The following is a 19,682-nucleotide window of genomic DNA, read 5'->3' on the forward strand; positions in this document are numbered from 1 at the left end:
CGCCTGGCCGCGGCGTGCGTGCAGTTTCGGGGAAAGTGCACGAATCTCGTCCAAGATTCCAGCACTTTCCCCGAAACTGCACCTACCGTGCGGCCGCGCGCGGCGCCCCGGTCAGGCGGGCGCGCAGGCGGGGCAGGGCGGGTGGGTGGACGTTGGCCAGGGACAGGTCGCCGGCGTAGTGGGCCAGGACGCGGCGGTCCATGAGGTGGCGCCACAGCGGGGGCACCAGCGCGGCCAGGACCATCGTGGCGTAGCCCGCGGGCAGCTGCGGTGAGCTGTCGAAGCTGCGCAGCACCTGGTATCGCCGCAGCGGGTTGGCGTGGTGGTCGCTGTGCCGCTGGAGCTGGAACAGGAAGATGTTGGTGACGATCCGGTCGCTGTTCCAGCTGTGCCGCGGATCGACCTTGTCGTGGCGGCCGGCCTGGTTGAGCGGCCGGGCCAGCCCGTAGTGCTCCAGGTAGTTGACCACCTCCAGCAGCCCGAACCCGACCACCGCCTGCGCGGCCAGCAGCACCAGCACGCGCGGGCCGAAGACCGCGACCAGGGCGGCGTACAGCAGGACGGTCAGCGCCCAGGCGTTGAGCACGTCGTTGCGCACCGTCCACGGCGAGCGGCCGCGCAGCCGGTGCCGCTCGGCCTCCAGATGCCAGGCCGAGCGCAGGCTGCCCAGCACCGTACGCGGCAGGAACGCCCAGAGGCTCTCCCCCAGCCGGGCGCTGGCCGGGTCCTGCGGCGTGGCCACGCGGACGTGGTGGCCCCGGTTGTGCTCGACGTAGAAGTGGCCGTACCCGCTGGGGGCCAGGGCGATCTTCGACAGGCGGCGCTCCAGGCGCTCGCGCTTGTGGCCCAGTTCGTGGGCGGTGTTGATGGCGATGCCGGAGACGATGCCGATGCTGAGCACCAGCCCCAGCGCGGTCACCGGCCCGAGGTCGGCATGGGTCCAGACGTGGCAGCAGACGACCAGCGAGACGTACTGCAGCGGCAGGTACAGATAGGTCAGCGCGCGGTAGTAGCGCGCCCGCTGGAGCCTGGGCACGTCCTGCTCGGGCGGGTTCTCCGTCGTGTCGCCGAAGAGCAGGTCGACGGTGGGGATGAAGACGAAGACCGCGGCGGGGGCCAGCCACCAGCCCCAGTCGTGGCCGGCGCGCCACAGCAGCCAGCCGTGCAGCGGCAGCGTCGGCACGACCAGCGCCAACGGCCAGAGGTACTTGCGGGGGTCGCGCCATGCAGCCGCGTCGCTCATGTCCGCCTCCGAGGGAGTGTCTCGTGCCCTCGACTGTCACATGATCATCGACTCTTGACAATCACGAGTTTTCTGTAAACTCATGGGATGAACCTGTCCCGGCTGCGACCGGCCGAACGCGACACCACCCGCGCCGCGATCGTGGCCGCCGCCCGGGAACTCGCCGTCACCCAGGGCTGGAGCACGGTGCGCATGGCGCAGGTCGCCGCGCTGGCCGGGGTCAGCCGGCAGACCGTCTACAACGAGTTCGGCGGGCGGTCGGGGCTCGCCGACGCGCTGGCCCAGGCCGAGGTGGACGCGTTCACGGCGGGGCTGCGCGAGGTGCTGTTCGGCCACGGCGGGCAGGTGCGGGCCGCGATCGCCGCGACCGTCCGGTTCGCGCTGACCGAGGCGCGGCGCAACGCGCTGGTCGCGGCGATCCGGTCGCCCGGCGGGACCGATCCGCTGCTGGCCTACCTGACCACCCGGGCCGAGGTGGTGCTGGCCACCGCGGCGGTGCCGCTGCTGGAGTGGGTCTCGGCGTACGACGCCCGCCTGCCACCCGACCGCGTCGCCTTCGCCGTCGACACCGTGATCCGGCTCGTGGTCAGCCACGTGGTGCTGCCGCTGTCCCCGGTCGAGCAGACCGCCGACGGCATCGCCGACCTGGTCATGCTGCTGCTGCACGCCTGAGCCCCGCCACGTCGGCGGGCGGGCCACGCCAGCGCTCGCGTTTTGTCCGTGTTCGCCGGATCGCGCCGGTAAACTGACGACGACAAGCACCGGCCGTCCGCCGGACGGCCCGGAGCTATGACAGCGGCGGCCTCACAGGACGGGACCGGGTGGTGAAGACCTGGCACATCGTGGCCTCGCTCGCGGCAGCGCTGGTGCTCACGCTGACCGTCGGGCTGGCCCCCGCACGCGGCGCCCCGGTGGTCGACCAGTGTCCGCAGCTGGACCTCGGTTTCACCGCGCGGCAGCGGGACGCCTTCCGGGACGCGACCGCGCGCACCCGAGCCGAGGCGCAGCTACCGGGCGTGATCGCGGCGGTGTTCGTGCCCGACCGCGGCGCCTGGCTGTGCGTGCTCGGGGTGTCCGACCTGGAGACCGGACGCGCCCTCAACGCCGCCGACCGGTTCCGCGTCGCCAGCATCACCAAGACGTTCACCGGCACCGCGGTGCTCCAGCTGGCCGACCGGGGCAGGCTGAGCCTGGACGACCCGCTCAGCCGCTGGGTGGACTGGCCCGACGGCAACGCCATCACGATCCGGCAGCTGCTGAACATGACGGCCGGGGTGTTCAACTACACCGAGGACCCGGCGTTCGTACGGCGCTACACCGAGGACCCCGAGGGGGCGTTCAGCTCCCGCGACGCGCTGGACATCGCCCGCGCGCACGAGCCCTACTTCGCGCCCGGGGCCGGGTTCCACTACTCCGACACCAACTACATCCTGCTGGAACAGGTGGTCGAGAAGCTCACCGGGCGCTCGGTCGGCGACTGGATCGACCGCGAGATCGTCGACCGGCTGCACCTGGCCGGCACGTCGTACCCGAGCACGTCGGCGCTGCCCGCGCCGTTCTCCCGCGGGTACGACGCCCCGCCCGCGCCGCAGCAGCCGGTCCCCGGCGAGGCGAGCCCCGCACCGCAGCCCGGCACGCCCGGCCCGGCACCGAGTCCGCAGGCCGCACCCGGCGCCCTGTACGCCAGCCCCACCCCGACGCCGCGCCCGGCCGGGCCGAGCCTGGCCGAACTGCGCGACGTCACCTACAGCAACCCGGACTACGCCGGAGCCGCCGGGGCGATGGTGTCCAACCTGGCCGACCTGCGCACCTGGGCAAAGGCGGTCGGCACCGGCGCGCTGCTGTCCGACCGCATGCAGCGCGAGCGGCTGCGGACGGTGCCCGTGGCCCCGAACTCCACGGTCTCCTACGGCCTGGGCATCGCGGACTGGAACGGCTGGCTGGGCCACAACGGCGCCATCCTCGGCTACAACACCGCGATGTTCTACGAGCCGAGGACCGGCGCGGTCATCGTGGTGGAGACCAACCGGTCGTCGCTGGACTCCGACCACGCCACCCCGCTCTTCACCGAACTGGCCGGGATCGTCTCCTCGGGCCGCTGACGCCGCGGTCCGGCGGGCCACGCCGGACGACACCGTCCCAGTAGCTGGTCGGTGCCCCCGGTCGTGGTCGGCGGCGGCCGATAATCGCCCGGTGCCGTCCTCCGCGCTGCCCGATGTCCTGGCCGTGACCCCGGTCGTCCACCGTCCGGACGCGACGGTGCGCCCGCCCGGTTCCAAGAGCATCACCAACCGGGCGCTGCTGTGCGCCGCCCTGGCCCCCGGCCGCAGCACGCTGACCGGCGTGCTGTTCGCCGACGACACCCGGGCCATGCTGAGCTGCGTCGAGGCGCTGGGCGCCCGGGTCGAGGCCGACGAGCGGACGTGCACCGTCGCCGTCACCGGGATCGACCCGCGCTCGGCCGACCCGGCGATGGTCCACGCGCGCCAGTCCGGCACCACCTCCCGGTTCGTGCTGCCGGTGCTGGCGCTGGGCAGCTCCCGCCGGGTGCTCGACGGCGACCCGCAGCTGCGCGACCGCCCGTTCGGACCGCTGGTCGCCGCGCTGCGCGAGCTGGGCGCGGTGGTCGACGAGCCGCTGCGCGCCGACCACCTGCCGCTGGCGGTGACCGGCCCGGTGCTCGGCGGCCGGGTCCGGCTGCCCGGCCACCTGTCCAGCCAGTTCCTGTCCGGGCTGCTGCTGGCGGCACCGCTGATGCGCGACGGGCTGTCGGTCGAGCTGACCTCGACGCTGGTCTCGGTGCCGTACGTGACCATGACCGCCGCGGTGATGGCCGCGTTCGGGGTGGACGTCGACGGGGTCGGGAACGGGTCCGTGGACGGGCTGCGGGTGGCGCCGGGCGCCTACCGGCCCGCCGACTTCGCCGTCGAGCCCGACGCCAGCGCCGCGTCGTACTTCCTGGCCGCGGCCGCGGTCACCGGCGGGCGGATCACCGTCGCGGGGCTGGGCACCGCGAGCCTGCAGGGCGACGTGCGCTTCGCCGACGTGCTGGAGCGGATGGGCGCCCGGGTCGAGCGGGCCGAGAGCCAGATCACGGTGACCGGCACCGGCACCCTGCGCGGCGTCGACGTCGACATGGCCGACATCTCCGACACCGCACAGACCCTGGCCGCCGTCGCCGTCTACGCCGAAGGCCCGACCCGGGTGCGCGGCATCGGCTTCATCCGGGGCAAGGAGACCGACCGGGTCGGCGCGGTCGTCGCCGAACTGCGCCGGGCCGGCATCGACGCCGTCGAGCACGAGGACGGGTTCACCATCTACCCGGGCACCCCGGCGCCGACCCGGTTCGCCACCTACGACGACCACCGGATGGCGATGAGCCTGGCGCTGCTGGGGCTGCGTACGCCGGGGATCGAGATCGCGGGGCCGCGCTGCGTGAGCAAGACCTACCCGGGCTACTTCACCGATCTGGCGGCGGTGCGCGGCTGACTCTGGGCACGGTGGGACAGAACGCGCGCAAGGGATGACCGGAGCGGGTTCACCCGGGTACCGTGTGCAGTTGCCGCGTGCCCGCGCGGTGTCGGATGCCGTCTGGGAGATGTCAGCGCGATGAGCGAGCAGGTCAAGGAGAAGCACGTCGGCCCGTCGGCCGCGCGGCGCGCCGGCAAGGCGCAGCGCCGGGAGGACCGGGTGGCGGCGGCCAAGGTGGCGAGGCGGCGCAGGAGCATCTTCACCGTCATCGGGTCGTTCCTCGGCGTGGTGGTGCTGATCGGCGTCGCCGTCCTCATGATCCAGGCCGCGAAGCCCGACGGCGGCGCCGCGGCCGACGGCAGCCAGGACACGGCCTCGCAGACCGACCCGAACGCCCAGCAGCCGGCCGGGGACTTCCCGCAGCTGCCGGAGGGCGCGGACCCGGCGCTGAAGACCAAGCCCGTCGCGACCAAGGGCTCCGGCACGCTGACCGCGCTGACCCCGACCGTCCTCATCGACGGCAAGGGCCCGGCGATCAAGGTCGGCGACCACATCACGGTGAACTACGTCGGCGTGTCGTACACCACCGGCGAGGAGTTCGACACGTCCTGGAAGCGCCAGCAGCCGTTCGACTTCACCATCGGCCAGGGCGCGGTCATCCAGGGCTGGGACCAGGGCCTGATCGGCGCCAAGGTCGGCAGCCGGGTCCAGCTCGACATCCCCTCCAACATGGCGTACGGCGACAGCGGCCAGGTCCCCGGCCCGCTGCGGTTCGTCGTCGACATCCTCAAGATCGGCTGAGCAGCCCCGCGATCGCGATGTCCTCGATCCCGAGCCCGACCGAGCGGAAGAACACCACCCGCGATCCGGTCGGGCCGGGGTCGGACCCGCCGACCAGCCCGGCCAGGTCGCCCCGCACCGCGTCGGCCGACCACAGCCCGCGCCGCACCGCCAGGCGCATCTCCCCCGCCGCGGCCGTCGCCGACGGCCGGTGATCGCAGTACACCTCCAGCCCGGCCAGCGCCGCCGGGTCGACCTCGTGCGCGTCCGGCGCGTTGGTGCTGATCGAGGTGACCACTGTCCCCGCGGGCAGCGCCGCGACGTCGAGCACCGGCTGCGCCGCCGAGGTGCAGGCCAGCACCACATCGGCGCCGTCTGCCGCCTCGGCCGCCGACGCGACGGCACGCACCGGCACGTCCCCCGCCTCGGCCGTGAACGCGGCCAGGTCGACCCGTCCGCTGCGGGTGGCCACCCGGATGTCGGTGAACGGGCGCACCTGCCGGGCGTAGCGCACGTGCGCGCGGGCCAGCGGACCCCCGCCGATCACCGCGAGCGTGGCCGCGCCGGGGCGGGCCAGCAGGTCCACGGCCAGCGCGCTCGTCGCCGCCGTACGCTGCGCGGTCAGGGCCTTGGCGTCGCACAGCAGCACCGGCTCGCCGGTGGTCAGGCTGATCAGCAGCGTCCACGCCGTGACCAGGGCCGGGCCGCCGGGCTGCGGCAGGTACGGCGAGACCTTGACGCCGTACACCCCGGCGGGTTCGACCAGCCCGGGATAGGTGATCACGTCGCCGCCGCCGGCCAGCGGCACCAGCAGCTGGGCGGGCTGTGCCGCCTCGCCGCGCGCCAGCGCCGCGAACGCCGCGCGCACCGCCGCGAGCACCTGCGCGGGCGGCAGGTCGGCGCCGTCCCGGATCACCTCGATCGCCATGACCGCAACATACTGCCATCGGTCGATCCCGTCACGCCCGGCGAGCGCCCGCCGCTATCGCGCTAAACCGGGAAAATCCCTCATCAGCGAGCAAGCCGGACTAGGGTCGAGCGCAAGCGGGTCGCCGCCCGCTTTCCGCCGAAGGAGTGTTCGCGATGCCCCGCAAATCCACGCTGCTCGCCGCTGGCCTGCTGTCGGCCGCCGCTGCCGGAGCGGGCCTGCTGGCCTACCGCAAGCGCCGCGCCGCCGGGTACGAGCAGCACCTTGACCAGCTCGCCGCGCTCGACACCGGCCACCGCGACTCGCCCCGGCACAAGAAGGAGCGGACGCCGCGCAAGCTCAAGAAGCAGGCGCGCAGCCACGGCGTGCCGGTGGACAGCCACGCGGGCGCGCACTGGTGACCCGCGGCGGTGCGCCGCCCGTCCGGACGGCGCACCGCGCACGGCTCAGCGCATCCGCTGCTCGCCCGCTTCCACCGCCAGGCCCAGCACGTTCTCCGGCGGCGGCAGCGGGCACGTGCCGTACTCGGTGAACGCGCACGGCAGGTTGACCGCCCGGTTGAAGTCCAGCAGCACCTCGCCGTCGGCGTCCGGCCCGCCGACGCTCAGCGAGCGCGCCCCGGCGTGCGTGGTGACGCCGCTGGTCGCGTCGCGGAACAGCACCGACAGCTCGCCCTCGCCGCCGTCGAACGCGGTCAGGGCGTAGTCCACGCCGTCGACGGCGAAGCGCAGCACCCCGGTCGCGGTCTGCTCGTGCGTCAGCCCCGGCACCACCGCGCCCACGGCGACCGTCTGCGGCCGGTCGTACGCCTGGAAACTGGCCGGGACGACCCAGCGGCTGCTCGGCGCGTACGCGGGCACGCCGGTGAAGGCGGTCCGGGTCGGGGCCTGCGGGTCGCGCACGCGCAGCGCGTACGAACCGCCGCGCCGGATCACCTCCAGCTGCCGCGCGCCCGCCACCAGGGTGATCCCGGCGGCGCCCTCCTGCGGGGTCATCACGACCTCGCCGTCGATCGGCTCCCCGCCGTGGGTCAGGCCGTCCGCGGCGGCGGCGTACAGGTGCACGCCGTCGGCGTCGGCGCTCCAGCGGCCGGGCAGGTGGGGATAGGTCAGCGGCTCGGAGCCGAGCCAGTGCAGGGCGGTGAGGCTGAGCCAGCCGTACGGGCGGCGCAGGTTCTCCTCGCGGCGGGCATGCCAGTCGGTCCAGTCCCGGACCAACTGCTCCTGATCGACGACCATGGCGATACTGCTCCTCGGGGGGTAAGGAGTGGAGTCTTTCCGTCCGTCAGCCGGGCGGGCTGACCGGCAGTCCCGCAGCTTGCCACGCGGCGAAGCCCCCGGCAAGATCCGTGGCCCGGTGCAGGCCCAGCTCCCGCAGTGACGCGGCGGCCAGCGAGGACGTGTAGCCCTCCTGGCACAGCACCACCACGGGCAGGTCGTAGCGGTCGGCCACGCCCAGCCGGGCGTCGCTGCGCGGGTCGAACCGCCACTCGAGCACGTTGCGCTCGACGATGAGCGCGCCGGGGATCTCCCCGTGCGCCGCCCGCTGCGCCGCGGGCCTGATGTCGACCAGGACGGCCCCACCGGCCTGGGCCGCGTACGCCTGGGCGGGGTCGAGGCGCACCAGCCCGGCCCGGGCCGCGGCGAGGATCTCGTCGATCCCCCGCGATCCCGGCGGCGCCTGCCCCACCGCGTCTTCCACGCTCACCACTGTGCACCCGCCCGGTCCACCGCCGCCACCCGCAGCCGTCCATCGTGGAGCCGGTAGCGCGTCATCGTGCGCAGCGCCGGGCCGTAGACGTGGACGCTGACGGCGGGCACGGTCCCGTTGTTGGCGATCTGGTGCAGGTGGTGCGCGCCGAACCGCCGTCCGTCCCCCGCGGTCAGCGCCGTCCCGGCCAGCCGCGCGGCGCCGTCGCCGCCGGTCACCGTGTGCTCGGTGAGCTCACCGGAGACGACCGTGAACGCGCCCGCACTGCCGCCGTGGTCGTGCAGGTCGGTCTCCTGCCCCGGCAGCCAGGACAGCAGCCACGCCTCGTAGTCGTCGTGCAGGGCAAGCCGGTGGTACCAGCGCTGGACCGGGTCGAACCGGACCGCGACCGGCCACTGCCCCGGCCGGGCCGCGAGGTCGCGCGCGATCTGGAGAAAGTCGCTCATGCGGAATCTCTGCATTTCCTATCGGTCTTATAGGAGTTGCAGTCACCCTAACACGCCCACCGCTCCGTGGTGCCGTAGTGATCGGCGTTTCCGGTCCAGACCTGGGCTCAGGTCGCGGCTTCGGACCGAAAACGCCGATCAACGATCCGCCGACCAGCGGTCACAGCGAGCGGGCGATCACCATGCGCTGGATCTGGTTGGTGCCCTCGACGATCTGGAGGACCTTGGCCTCGCGGAAGTAGCGCTCGACCGGGTGGTCGGACACGTAGCCCGCCCCGCCGAGCACCTGCACCATGTCCGTGCACACCCGCATCGCCATGTCGGTGGCGAACAGCTTCGCCTTGGCGGCCTCGGGCGAGTACGGCACCCCCGCGTTGCGCAGCCGGGCCGCGTGCAGCATCAGCGCCCGCGCCGCGGCGATCTCGGTGGCGGCGTCGGCCAGCATGAAGCCCAGCCCCTGCATCTCGAAGATCGGCTGCCCGAACTGCACCCGCCCCTTGGCGTACCCGGTGGCGTAGTCGAGCGCGCCCTGCGCCAGGCCCACCGCGCACGCCGCGATGCCCAGGCGGCCCGAGTCCAGCGCGCCCATGGCGATCCGGAACCCGTCGCCCTCGCCGCCGATCAGGCGCTCGGCCGGGACCCGCGCGCCGTCCAGCGCGACCTGCGCCACCGGCGAGGAGCGCAGTCCCATCGTCTTCTCGCGGGCCTGCGGGTGCAGTCCGGGCGTGTCTGCCGGGGCCAGCAGGCAGGAGATCCCCTTGGGGCCGGGCCCGCCCGTACGGCAGAAGACGTTGTAGAAGTCGGCCGCGCCCGCGTGCGTGATCCACGCCTTGGTGCCCGTCACCGTGTAGTGGTCGCCCTCGCGGACCGCCCTGGTGGTGAGGTTGGCCGCGTCGGAGCCGCCCGCCGGCTCGGACAGGCAGTACGCGCCGAGCAGCTCGCCGCCGATCATGTCGGGCAGCCACCGCTCGCGCTGCTCGTCGCTGCCGTGGTGGGCCAGCGGGTAGCAGGCCAGCGTGTGCACGCTGACGGCCTCGGCGATGCCGACCCACCTGCTGGCCAGGATCTCCAGCACCTGTAGGTAGACCTCGTACGGCTGCTCCGCGCCGCCGTACTCGGCGGAGTAGGGCAGGCCGAGCAGGCCGGAGCGGCCGAGGGTGCGGATCAGCTCGCGGGGGAAGTCCCCGCGCGCCTCGAAGTCGTCGACGTGGGGCGCGAGCTCCTTGTCGGCGAGGTCGCGGGCGAGTTCGAGCAGGTCGTGTGCTTCAGGGGTGGGAAGCAGCCGGGCAACGCTGGACATGCCGTCAGCTTAACGGTCGTTAGGTAATCCTGCTGCGGCCGCCCGCCGCCTTCGGCAACTTCTTGCGTGCACTTTCGGGGAAAGTGCGGGAACCGGGCCGTGGACTCCTGCACTTTCCCCGAAAGTGCACGGTCCGACATCGGGGGGCGTGGGCAGGGGACATAGTGGAGGCAAGCGGACACACGGAGGAGGCGGCGATGGGCGCGGAGCCGGCCGGACCGATCGTGGTGGGCGTCGACGGCTCCCCCGCCGCCACCGAGGCACTGGACTGGGCGGCCGCCGAGGCACAGCTGCGCGGCCTGCCCCTGCGCCTGGTGTACGCCGGCGACGACCCCGGCCCGCGCCTGGGCGACGACGCCGACCGCGAGGCTGTCGGCAGCGCCGCGCAGGACGTGGCCGAGCACGCCGCCCAGCGGGTGCGGACCCAGCACCCCGACCTGGCCGTCGAGGCGGTCGTGGTGCGCGACGACCCGGCCCACGCCCTGATCCGCGAGTCCGACACGGCCTGGATGGTGGTGGTCGGCAGCCGCGGCCACGGCGGCTTCCACGACCTGATGCTCGGGTCGACCAGCCTCCAGACGGCCATGCACGCCAATTCCTGCGTGGCGGTGGTGCGCCCGGCGGCGCGGGCGTCCCGCCAGCCGGTGGGCGAGGCGCCGGGCCGGATCGTCGTCGGCGTCGACGGCTCGGCCGAGTCCGACGTCGCGCTGCGGTTCGCCTTCGACGAGGCGCAGCGGCGCGGCTGCGGGGTGACCGCGGTGCACGCCTGGCTGGGACCGATCACGACCGGGGCGGCCGGGATGCCGTTCGTCTACGACATGGACACGCTGCGGGCCCAGGAGGAGAGCGTGGTCGAGACCGCGCTGGCGCCGTACCGCGAGCAGTATCCGCACGTGGAGACGCATCGGATGACCGTGGAGTCGTCGGCGGCGGCCGCGCTGACCGAGCACTCGATGGGCGCCGCGCTGGTGGTGGTCGGCTGCCGGGGGCTGGGCGGGTTCAGCGGCCTGCTGCTCGGGTCGGTCAGCCAGGCGCTGATCCACCACGCCGGGTGCCCGGTGGTGGTCGCCCACGAGCGGGGCCGGCACTAGGGAAAAGTTTCGAGGAACCCCCTTGACGCCCGGATATGCCGGACTTAATCTAATAAGTGAAGCCCGACAGATCTCGTCTTAGAGATAAGCCGGGCTTCCCGTATGTCCCGGTCCGGTCGCAGGTCCAGGTCCGGTTGCCGCGTCACCGCGCCTTGGGCTTGTAGATCATCGGCAGGATGTACCAGAGGAACACGTAGACCGCCGCGATCAGGCTGCCGCCGATCCCGGCCCAGCGGGAGCCGGTCACCACGTCGAGCACCAGGTAGACCGCCCCCACGATCGCCAGCAGCTCGAACACCAGGCCGACCAGGGCCAGCACGTGGGTGGCCCGCACGATCTCCGGCTTCTCCCCGTGCCGGAAGTGCAGCCGGTGGTAGCTCACCGGCGCGATCAGCAGCGCGGCCGCCAGCGCGGCGGCGACGAAGCTGAACACGTACAGGTGCCGCTCCGCACCGGTGATCTTGCCGAAGCCGGCCTGGAACGGCAGCGTCAGCAGGAACGCGAACAGGATCTGCACCCCGGTCTGGGTGACCCGAAGCTCCTGGAGCTGCTCGCCGTAGCGCCGGTGCCACGGGTCGGTCGGATCGGGGTGCTGGTCGCGGTGCTGGTCGTCGTCGGCCATACCTCACATGTAACCGGGCGGCGGCCCGGCAAACCGTCAGTTCGCCGCAGCGGCCAGCGCGTCGACCAGGCGGCGGCACGGGCTGGCCAGGTTCCAGCGCTCGGCGAGCTCCAGCATCCGGTCGGCGTCACGGGGCACGGCGGGCAGCGTCGGGTCGACGTCGGGCAGCTTCACGTCGGTGGCGACCCGGACGACCTTGGGCGCCACGGCCAGGTAATCGGCGGCGGCGGCGAGCTTGGTGCGCACGCCCGGCGCGAAGTCGCTTGCCGGATCGGCGGCGGCCGCCACGATCGCGTCGATGCTGCCGTACCGCTCGATCAGGCGCGCGGCGGTCTTCTCCCCCACGCCCGCCACGCCCGGCAGGCCGTCGGACGGGTCGCCGCGCAGCGCCGCGAAGTCGGCGTAGCCCGAGGCGGGCACGCCGTACTTGGCCAGCACCGCCGCCTCGTCGCAGTCCTCCAGCTTGGCCACGCCCCGGCCGACGTAGAGCAGCCGCACGCCGCGCGCGTCGTCGACGAGCTGGAACAGGTCCCGGTCGCCGCTGACCACCTCGACCGGCCCGGGGCTCCTGGCCGCCAGGGTGCCGAGCACGTCGTCAGCCTCGTTGCCGTCCACCCCGTATGCCGCGATGCCGACCGCTTCGAGCACCTGGAGCAGCAGCTCGACCTGGGGCACCAGCGCGTCGGGCACCTCCTCGCCCCCGGCGGGGGCGAGCCGGTGCGTCTTGTACGACGCGATCAGGTCGACCCGCCACTGCGGCCGCCAGTCGTTGTCCAGGGCGCAGACCAGCCGCCCCGGCCTGCGCGTCTTCACCAGCGTGCTGATCATGTCGAGGAACCCGCGCACCGCGTTGACGGGGCTGCCGTCCGGGGCCAGCGCCGAGGCGGCGGGCACCCCGTGGAAGGCGCGGAAGTACAGGCTGGGCGCGTCGACAGCGAGCAGCGGTGTCATACCGCACAGCCTGCCACAGACGTCTGTCAGCGGTTGCGCGGCGGCACGGCCGTCGGGCGGCGCAGGGTGCCCCGCTGCTGGGCACCGGCCTCGGCGGCGGCCGTCGCGGCGGCGGCCTCCTCGCGCGCGGCCTGGATCTTGTCCAGGTACGCGCGGGCGGCCAGGTCCTCCTGCGACGGGGCGGCGCCGATGGCGTAGATCAGACCGCCGATGACCAGCAGCACCAGGATGCCGATCGGCACCAGCAGGGTGCTGGCGGTGGCGCCGGGCACGGTCAGGGTGGGGTGGGTCAGCTCGACCGACATCGCGGCCATGCCGGTGTAGTGCATGCCGCAGACGGCCACGCCCATGAGCACGGCCGCCCCGGCGATGGCCAGCGGGCGCGACAGCTTCACGGTGAAGTAGAGCGCCACGGTCGCGGCGACCACCGCGATGACCACCGACGCGACGACCAGGCCCTGGTCGTAGTGCACGACGCCGTCCATGTTCATCGCGAACATGCCGGTGTAGTGCATCCCGGCCACGCCGACGCCGGTGAGCAGGCCGCCGATCAGGATGCGCGGGGCGCTGGTGCGGCCGAACCCGGCGATGTAGATGCCCAGGCCGACGACCACGACCGCGGTCAGCGCGCTGATCAGGGTGCGCAGCATGTCGTACCGGATCAGGGTGCCGCTGACGGTGAAGCCGAGCATGGCCATGAAGTGCATGGCCCAGATGCCGGTGCCGCCCAGCGCGAACGCGGCCAGCGACAGCCACCACCAGCGCTGGCCGTTGGTGGTGGCGGTGCGCAGCCGCGCGGTGCAGATGAGCCCGAGTACGGAGCCCATTACGGAGAGTGCATACGCGACACCCGGTGTGACCAGGCCGTAGGTGAAATGGTGTACGTCGCCCATGGGTCCTGGCCCTTCAAGAAGTCACGCAGAGTACCGATCATCAAGATGATGAAGGTTCACGTTCTTCCTTGGCAACTCGGTCAGACGACCGCGTTATAGGCAAGTACCCCCCTATTGACCGCGTCCATCGCTGTGCGCGCGGTCTCACGCAGGGAAGATGACGCTCCGCGTGCGTCAGCAATCTGACCGAGAAGATCGATGACCTGTCTCGCCCATCGGACAAAGTCGCCCGCGGGCATGTCCCCGTCGAGGCTGTGGCCGCTGGCGAGCACCTTGGCCAGCGGCTCGCCCTTGGCCCAGCGGTACATCGGCCACACGAACCCCAGGTCCGGCTCCTTCGTCTGGGCCAGGCCCAGGCGCCGCTCGTCGGCGGCGAGCTGGTAGTACGTCCGCAGGCTCGCGTCCACCGCCTCGGCGACCACGCCGCGCGGCACGGAGGCCTGCTCGTCGGAGTCGCGGCGGGCCTCGTACAGCATCACCGAGACGGCCGCGGCCAGCTCGTGCGGCTCCAGGCCCTCCCACACCTCGGTGCGCAGGCACTCGGCGACCAGCAGGTCGGCCTCGGTCCAGATCCGCGCCAGCATCCGGCCCGGCTCCGTGACCTCGCCGTCGGCGCCCAGGTAGCCGCGCTCGGCCAGCAGCTCGCAGATGCGGTCGAACGTGCGCGCCAGCGAGCCGGTGCGGTTGGCCACCTTGTCGCGCAGGCTCTCGGTGTCCTTGAACAGGCGCTGCCGGCGCTCGGCCCAGCGGGCGTGGTCCTCGCGCTCCGGGCAGGCGTGGCACGGGTGCGCCCGCATCGCCTTGCGCAGCGCGGCCAGCTCACGGTCCTCGTTGGCGCCGCTGCCGCTGCCCCGGCGGCGCACCGCGACGCCCTTGGTCAGCTCCAGATTGCGCAGCGTGGCGGCCAGGTCCCGGCGCTCGGCCGGGGCGCGGTGGTTGAAGTGGCGCGGCACCCGCACCTTGCCCAGCACGTCCACCTCGCCGGAGAACTCGCCCGCCGAGATGCGCCCGGCCCAGCGGTCCTCCGTCAGCACCACCGGGCGCGGCTCGCCGAAGCCGCCCATGCCCGGGTCCAGCACGATGGCCAGACCGGCGCGGCGGCCGCTCGGGATGCGGATCACGTCGCCGACCTTGAGCTGCTCCAGCGAGGAGACCGCGGCCGCGCGGCGCTCCTGCTGGCTGTTGCGGGTCAGCTGCTTCTCCCGCTCACCGATCTTGACGCGCAGGGCGAAGTACTCGGCGAAGTCGCCGTGCTCGCAGGCCAGCTCGGTGTCGTACACCGACAGCACCTCGTTGTTGCGCTGCACCTGCCGGGCCAGGCCCACCACCGAATGGTCGGCCTGGAACTGCGCGAACGACGACTCCAGCAGGTCGCGGGCGCGCGCCGCGCCCACCGACCCCACCAGGTTCACCGCCATGTTGTACGACGGCCGGAAGCTCGACCGCAGCGGATACGTCCGGGTGCTGGCCAGGCCCGCCACGTGCCGCGGGTCCACGTCCGGCGACCACACCACCACGGCGTGGCCCTCGACGTCGATGCCGCGCCGCCCGGCCCGGCCGGTGAGCTGGGTGTACTCCCCCGGCGTCAGGTCCACGTGGGCCTCGCCGTTGTACTTGACCAGCCGCTCCAGCACCACGCAGCGGGCGGGCATGTTGATGCCCAGCGCCAGGGTCTCGGTGGCGAACACCGCCTTGACCAGGCCGCGGACGAACAGCTCCTCGACGATCTCCTTGAACACCGGCAGCATGCCCGCGTGGTGGGCGGCCAGGCCCCGCTCCAGCCCGTCCAGCCAGCTCCAGTAGCCCAGCGCGCCCAGGTCCTCGGTCGGGATGTTGTGGATGCGCCGTTCGACCAGCTCGTGGATCTCCGTGCGCTCCTCCGGCGAGGTCAGCCGCAACCCGGCCTGCAGGCACTGCTGCACGGCGGCGTCGCAGCCCGCCCGGCTGAACACGAACATGATCGCGGGCAGCAGCCCCTCGTTGTCGAGCCGGTCCACGATGTCGGGGCGCGGCGGGCCGGGCGTACGGCCCCGGCGCTGGCCCCGGCCGCGGTGCGCGTCGGTCATCTCCAGCCGCCGCAGCACCTCGCGGGTGTGGCGCAGCAGCTCCGGGTGCACCTCGTGCGCCTTGGCCGCGTCGGCGTCGTGGAACAGGTCGAACATGCGCTTGCCGACCAGCATGTGCTGCCACAGCGGCACCGGCCGGTGCTCGCTCACCACGACCTCGGTCCGCCCGCGTACGGTCACCAGCCAGTCGGCGAACTCCTCGGCGTTGGACACGGTCGCCGACAGCGACACCAGCGTCACCGAGGCGGGCAGGTGGATGATGACCTCCTCCCACACCGCGCCCCGGAACCGGTCGGCGAGGTAGTGCACCTCGTCCATGACCACGTACGACAGCCCCGCCAGCGCCCCCGAGCCGACGTAGAGCATGTTGCGCAGCACCTCGGTGGTCATCACGACCACCGGCGCGTCGCCGTTGATGGAGTTGTCGCCGGTCAGCAGGCCGACCTTCTCCGCGCCGTAGCGCTGCACCAGGTCGTGGAACTTCTGGTTCGACAGCGCCTTGATCGGCGTCGTGTAGAAGCACTTGCGCCCCTGCTGCAACGCCAGGTGCACCGCGAACTCGCCGACGACGGTCTTGCCGGCGCCGGTGGGCGCGCAGACCAGCACGCCGCTGCCGCGCTCCAGCGCCGCGCAGGCGGTCACCTGGAACGGGTCGAGGGCGAAGCTGAGCCCCGTGGCGAACTCGGCGACCAGCGGCGTCGGTTCGACGACCGGCGTACGGGCGGGGGGCGGACTCGCGGGTCGGGCAGGTCGGGCGGGGGACCCGGACCCGGGCCGCCGCTCGGCGCGGTGCGTCATACCGCAAAGGCTACCGACTTGTTCAAGAGAGTTGTTCGCTCGACTTCCCCGGCGGGCCGGACACGCACCCGGCGGGGCGGCCCGGTCGCACCTGGTCGGTATCCTGCGGGGGTGTCCGACACCGCACCGCCGCCCGCCGCCCGCGAGGACCGGATCGACGGCCAGCGTCGCCTCGACGCGGTGCTGTTCGACTTCCACGGGACCCTCGCGATGACCGTCGATCCCGTCGCCTGGGTGACCGCCGCCGCGGCCGCCTGCGGGACCGCCCTGGACCGGGGCCGCGCCACCGTGCTCGCCGACCGGATCGCCACCGCGGGCGGGCTGCCCGGCGTGGCCAAGCCGGGGCGGGTGCCCCCGCAGCTGGCCGAGGCCTGGGCCGACCGCGACCTGTACGAGCACGCCCACCGCGAGGCGTTCACCGGCCTGGCCGCCACCGTAGTCACGGACATCCCGGGGCTGGCCGAGGCGGTCTACGAGCGGATCCTGGGGCCCGAGGGCTGGCAGCCCTACCCCGACGCGCGGCCCACCATGGCGGCGCTGCGCGCGGCCGGGGTGAAGGTGGGCGTGGTCAGCAACATCGGCTTCGACATCCGGCCGCTGCTGGACGCCTGGGAGCTGACCGGACTGTGTGACGCGATCGTGCTGTCGTACGAGGTGGGGTGTATCAAACCGGATCAGAAGATCTTCCTGCGCGCCTGCGGGATGCTCGCGGTCGACCCGGAACGCACCCTCATGATCGGCGACACTCCCGCCGACGCGGGCGCGGTGGCGATCGGCTGCTCGGCCCTGATCGTGCCCGCCGCCTCCCCCGGCCGCCCCAACGGCCTGCACCGCGCCCTCTCCCTGGCCGTCGCGCCCCTGCCCGGCTGACCCTGCCCCCACCCGCCGACGCCGCAGAACCCCGCCCACGCCCCGGCCCCACCGGCGCTCACCGGCCCACGCCGACCCCGCCGACCCCGCCGACCCCGCTGGCCCGTTTTAATCGACGCTGGCCTATCTAGAGGACGAATCGGCGAAAACCGTCTTCTAGATAGGCCAGCGTCGATGCTAGGCGCTCCGGGACGACGCACTCCTTGCCCCACATGCACAGCCGCAATCCCCAGAACACCGGACAAACAGCAGCGAACCAGCACCCCCGCCCGTTACGCTCGGGATCAACTAGGTCAACTTCCCGGCCCGCGACGCCGCCGTGCTCGCGACCGGCCACGATCCCAGCGAGCGGCGCGCCACCCGGTCCGCGACCGCCGGGCCAGGAGGCCTCGATGACCGAGCCCAGCATCTACGACAGCATCATCGACTTCGCCCACCGGGCCGACCCGTACCCGCTGTACCGGCAGCTGCGCGAGCAGCCCGTGCGCCGGGAGGCCGACGGCAGGTTCGTGGTCAGCACCTACCGCGAGATCGAGGCGCTGCTGCACGATCCGCGGATCAGCTCCGACCCGGCGAACCTGCTGCCCGAGTACGCCGACCAGGCCCCGCCGACCGGGGCCCCCGGCAGCATCGGCGCCAGCTTCATCCGGATGGACCCCCCGGCGCACGACCGGATCCGGCGTGTCGTCAACCGCCAGTTCGGGCCGCCGCACCGCCCGACCCGCGTCGCCGACATGGAACCGCACCTGGACTCGATCGTCACCCGCCTGGTCGACGGCTTCGCCGGGCGGCACCAGGCCGACATCGTCGACGACCTGGCCTACCCGTTCCCGGTCGCGGTCATCTGCGACCTGCTCGGCGTGCCCGCCGAGGACGAGCCGCGCTTCAGCGCCTGGGTGGAGCCGATCGTCGACTCGATCGCCCAGCTCACCCCGGACCGGGTGGAGAAGCGCAACGAGGCCATGCGCGAGCTCGGCATGTACCTGTTCGGCCTGGCCCAGCAGCGGCGGCAGAACCCCGGCCCGGACATGCTGTCGGGCCTCGTCACCGACGACGGCCCCGACGGCCGCCTCGACGGCCCGGAGCTGATGGCGACGCTGGTGCTGCTGCTCATCGCCGGGCACGAGACCACCGTCAACCTGATCGCCAACGGCACGCTGACCCTGCTGCGGCACCCGCAGTGGCTGGAGCGGCTGCGGCACGAGCCCGAGCTGAGCATCCGCCTGGTCGAGGAGGTGCTGCGCTACGAGCCGTCGGTGCACTTCGTACCGAGCCGCACCAGCGTGGCCGACATCGAGCTGGCCGGGGTGACCGTCACCCGCGGCGCGCCGATCACGCTGGTGCTGGCCGCGGGCAACCGCGACCCCGAGTACGTCCGCGACCCCGACACCTTCGACCCCGACCGGCGCGACAACCGGCACCTGGCCTTCGGCAGCGGCGTCCACTACTGCTTCGGCGCCCCGCTGGCGCGGCTGGAGGCGCAGCTCGCGCTGACCCAGATCGCGCAGCGGCTGGCCAACCTGCGGCTGGTGGAGGACCCGCCGCCGTATCGGCCGAGCCCGGTGCTGCGCGGCCCGATCCACCTGCCGGTGAGCTACGACGAGGTCAAGCCAGCAGGGTGACCGCGCCGGGCACCGCCTCGATGGTGACCGGCAGCGGGCAGATCCGCTCCCCGTCGGCGTAGCAGACGATGTCGTCGGTGGCCAGGGTGATGCTCCGGGCCCGCAGCGAGCGCACCTTCGGGTGGGTGATGTGGGTGCCGGAGTAGACCCGCGGCTTGATCCGCACCAGCGTGGCCCGCGACACCGGCTCGGCCCAGACCATGTCCAGCAGCCCGTCGGTGGGGTCGGCGTCGGGGCAGATGCGCATGCCGCCGCCGTAGCGCGAGGTGTTGCCGACCGCGAGCAGCACCGCGTCGAGCTCGCGGGACTCGCCGTCCACCGTGACGGTGTAGCGGCGGGCGCGCAGGCGGGCCAGCTCCAGCAGCACGGCGATGTCGTACCGGATGGGGCCGCGCGGCCAGCGCATCCGGTTGCCGCGCTCGTTGACGATCGCGTCGAACCCGGCCGCGAGCACCGCGCCGAACCAGCGGGTCTGCCCGTCCGGGGTGGTGAGCCGGGCCAGGTCCAGGGACCGGGTGCGGCCGTCGCGCAGCGCCGCGGCGACCGCGTCGGCGGCGGCGAACAGGTCGACGGGCAGGCCCGCGCTGGTGGCGAAGTCGTTGCCGGTCCCGGCCGGGATCACGCCCAGCGGCACCCCGGTGCCGGCCACCGCCTGCTGGGCCAGGTGCACGGTGCCGTCGCCGCCGATCGCGACCAGCGCGCCGGCCCCTTCGGCCACCGCCTGGCGGCATGCCGCCTCGGCCTCGGCGGCGCTGCCCGCCTCCAGCACCCGCACCGGGCGCCCGGCCGCGGCCAGGCGCTCCAGCACCGAAGGCAGCGAACCCCGGTGCCGGCCTTTGCCGGCACCGGGGTTGCGCAGTACCACTACCTCGTCGGCCATCCCCACCAGCT

At 73.3% G+C, this 19,682-nt stretch carries 19 protein-coding genes; 8 read left to right on the forward strand and 11 right to left on the reverse strand.

From position 1 onward, the window contains the following. Positions 1–82 precede the first annotated feature (82 nt). Positions 83–1,243 carry an alkane 1-monooxygenase gene (locus tag Cs7R123_RS09225; protein WP_212825149.1) on the reverse strand — a complete coding sequence of 387 codons (1,161 nt, stop codon included), beginning with the start codon at positions 1,241–1,243 and terminating at the stop codon, positions 83–85. A gap of 87 nt (positions 1,244–1,330) precedes the next feature. Here Cs7R123_RS09225 and Cs7R123_RS09230 point away from each other — a divergent pair, with 87 nt between their 5' ends. From Cs7R123_RS09230 to Cs7R123_RS09245, 4 genes are all read left to right on the forward strand, one after another. Further along, positions 1,331–1,915, forward strand: coding sequence for a TetR/AcrR family transcriptional regulator (locus Cs7R123_RS09230; RefSeq protein ID WP_212825151.1), 585 nt, complete (start codon positions 1,331–1,333; stop codon positions 1,913–1,915). Positions 1,916–2,067: 152 nt separating this feature from the next. Continuing rightward, positions 2,068–3,345, forward strand: coding sequence for a serine hydrolase (locus Cs7R123_RS09235; protein ID WP_212825153.1), 1,278 nt, complete (start codon positions 2,068–2,070; stop codon positions 3,343–3,345). Positions 3,346–3,436: 91 nt separating this feature from the next. Then, positions 3,437–4,732 carry a 3-phosphoshikimate 1-carboxyvinyltransferase gene (gene aroA / locus Cs7R123_RS09240; protein WP_244871716.1) on the forward strand — a complete coding sequence of 432 codons (1,296 nt, stop codon included), beginning with the start codon at positions 3,437–3,439 and terminating at the stop codon, positions 4,730–4,732. A gap of 120 nt (positions 4,733–4,852) precedes the next feature. Continuing rightward, positions 4,853–5,515 carry an FKBP-type peptidyl-prolyl cis-trans isomerase gene (locus Cs7R123_RS09245; RefSeq protein WP_212825155.1) on the forward strand — a complete coding sequence of 221 codons (663 nt, stop codon included), beginning with the start codon at positions 4,853–4,855 and terminating at the stop codon, positions 5,513–5,515. Here the strand turns inward: Cs7R123_RS09245 and Cs7R123_RS09250 are convergent. Further along, the gene (locus Cs7R123_RS09250; protein WP_212825157.1) at positions 5,502–6,422 is read right to left on the reverse strand and encodes an ornithine cyclodeaminase family protein; all 921 of its coding nucleotides are present in this window, start codon (positions 6,420–6,422) and stop codon (positions 5,502–5,504) included. The genes Cs7R123_RS09245 and Cs7R123_RS09250 overlap by 14 nt on opposite strands. Positions 6,423–6,577: 155 nt before the next feature. Between Cs7R123_RS09250 and Cs7R123_RS09255 the strand changes: the two genes are divergently transcribed. Beyond that, the gene (locus Cs7R123_RS09255; protein WP_212825159.1) at positions 6,578–6,823 is read left to right on the forward strand and encodes a hypothetical protein; all 246 of its coding nucleotides are present in this window, start codon (positions 6,578–6,580) and stop codon (positions 6,821–6,823) included. A 45-nt stretch (positions 6,824–6,868) separates the two neighbouring features. On the opposite strand, the gene Cs7R123_RS09260 is transcribed toward Cs7R123_RS09255, so the two are convergent. The 4 genes from Cs7R123_RS09260 to Cs7R123_RS09275 all read right to left on the reverse strand — a co-directional run bounded on the left by Cs7R123_RS09260 (position 6,869) and on the right by Cs7R123_RS09275 (position 9,878). Then, positions 6,869–7,660, reverse strand: coding sequence for a DUF1684 domain-containing protein (locus Cs7R123_RS09260; RefSeq protein WP_212825161.1), 792 nt, complete (start codon positions 7,658–7,660; stop codon positions 6,869–6,871). 46 nt (positions 7,661–7,706) lie between these two features. Beyond that, the gene (locus Cs7R123_RS09265) at positions 7,707–8,123 is read right to left on the reverse strand and encodes a rhodanese-like domain-containing protein (RefSeq protein WP_244871717.1); all 417 of its coding nucleotides are present in this window, start codon (positions 8,121–8,123) and stop codon (positions 7,707–7,709) included. Between the two features lie 2 nt (positions 8,124–8,125). Further along, complete coding sequence (locus tag Cs7R123_RS09270) at positions 8,126–8,578, reverse strand: cysteine dioxygenase family protein (protein WP_244871718.1); 453 nt, start codon at positions 8,576–8,578, stop codon at positions 8,126–8,128. 160 nt (positions 8,579–8,738) lie between these two features. Further along, positions 8,739–9,878, reverse strand: a complete 1,140-nt coding sequence (locus Cs7R123_RS09275; RefSeq protein ID WP_212825165.1) for an acyl-CoA dehydrogenase family protein — start codon at positions 9,876–9,878, stop codon at positions 8,739–8,741. Positions 9,879–10,075: 197 nt separating this feature from the next. Here Cs7R123_RS09275 and Cs7R123_RS09280 point away from each other — a divergent pair, with 197 nt between their 5' ends. After that, positions 10,076–10,969 carry a universal stress protein gene (locus tag Cs7R123_RS09280; RefSeq protein WP_212825167.1) on the forward strand — a complete coding sequence of 298 codons (894 nt, stop codon included), beginning with the start codon at positions 10,076–10,078 and terminating at the stop codon, positions 10,967–10,969. 142 nt (positions 10,970–11,111) lie between these two features. Here Cs7R123_RS09280 and Cs7R123_RS09285 read toward each other — a convergent pair whose 3' ends face one another. The 4 genes from Cs7R123_RS09285 to Cs7R123_RS09300 all read right to left on the reverse strand — a co-directional run bounded on the left by Cs7R123_RS09285 (position 11,112) and on the right by Cs7R123_RS09300 (position 16,299). After that, on the reverse strand, positions 11,112–11,591 hold the full coding sequence (locus Cs7R123_RS09285) for a DUF6328 family protein (protein WP_212825168.1): 480 nt from the start codon (positions 11,589–11,591) through the stop codon (positions 11,112–11,114). Positions 11,592–11,627: 36 nt separating this feature from the next. Continuing rightward, on the reverse strand, positions 11,628–12,542 hold the full coding sequence (locus tag Cs7R123_RS09290; protein ID WP_212825170.1) for a 5'-3' exonuclease: 915 nt from the start codon (positions 12,540–12,542) through the stop codon (positions 11,628–11,630). 26 nt (positions 12,543–12,568) lie between these two features. Further along, entirely contained in the window at positions 12,569–13,369 is an 801-nt protein-coding gene (locus Cs7R123_RS09295) for an MHYT domain-containing protein (protein WP_244871719.1), read from the reverse strand. A 146-nt stretch (positions 13,370–13,515) separates the two neighbouring features. Beyond that, the gene (locus Cs7R123_RS09300; protein WP_212825174.1) at positions 13,516–16,299 is read right to left on the reverse strand and encodes an RNA helicase; all 2,784 of its coding nucleotides are present in this window, start codon (positions 16,297–16,299) and stop codon (positions 13,516–13,518) included. Between the two features lie 111 nt (positions 16,300–16,410). Between Cs7R123_RS09300 and Cs7R123_RS09305 the strand changes: the two genes are divergently transcribed. Together Cs7R123_RS09305 and Cs7R123_RS09310 are read left to right on the forward strand one after the other, a co-directional pair. Beyond that, entirely contained in the window at positions 16,411–17,169 is a 759-nt protein-coding gene (locus Cs7R123_RS09305; protein ID WP_244871720.1) for an HAD family hydrolase, read from the forward strand. Between the two features lie 392 nt (positions 17,170–17,561). After that, a complete protein-coding gene (locus Cs7R123_RS09310) occupies positions 17,562–18,791 on the forward strand; it encodes a cytochrome P450 (protein ID WP_212825176.1) in 1,230 nt (409 codons plus the stop codon). On the opposite strand, the gene Cs7R123_RS09315 is transcribed toward Cs7R123_RS09310, so the two are convergent. Then, the gene (locus Cs7R123_RS09315) at positions 18,775–19,671 is read right to left on the reverse strand and encodes a diacylglycerol kinase (RefSeq protein ID WP_212825178.1); all 897 of its coding nucleotides are present in this window, start codon (positions 19,669–19,671) and stop codon (positions 18,775–18,777) included. The two genes, Cs7R123_RS09310 and Cs7R123_RS09315, sit on opposite strands and share 17 nt — an antisense overlap. Between the last annotated feature and the right edge of the window lie 11 nt (positions 19,672–19,682).

The organism is Catellatospora sp. TT07R-123 (genome assembly GCF_018327705.1).
In the GTDB taxonomy this organism is placed as follows: domain Bacteria; phylum Actinomycetota; class Actinomycetes; order Mycobacteriales; family Micromonosporaceae; genus Catellatospora.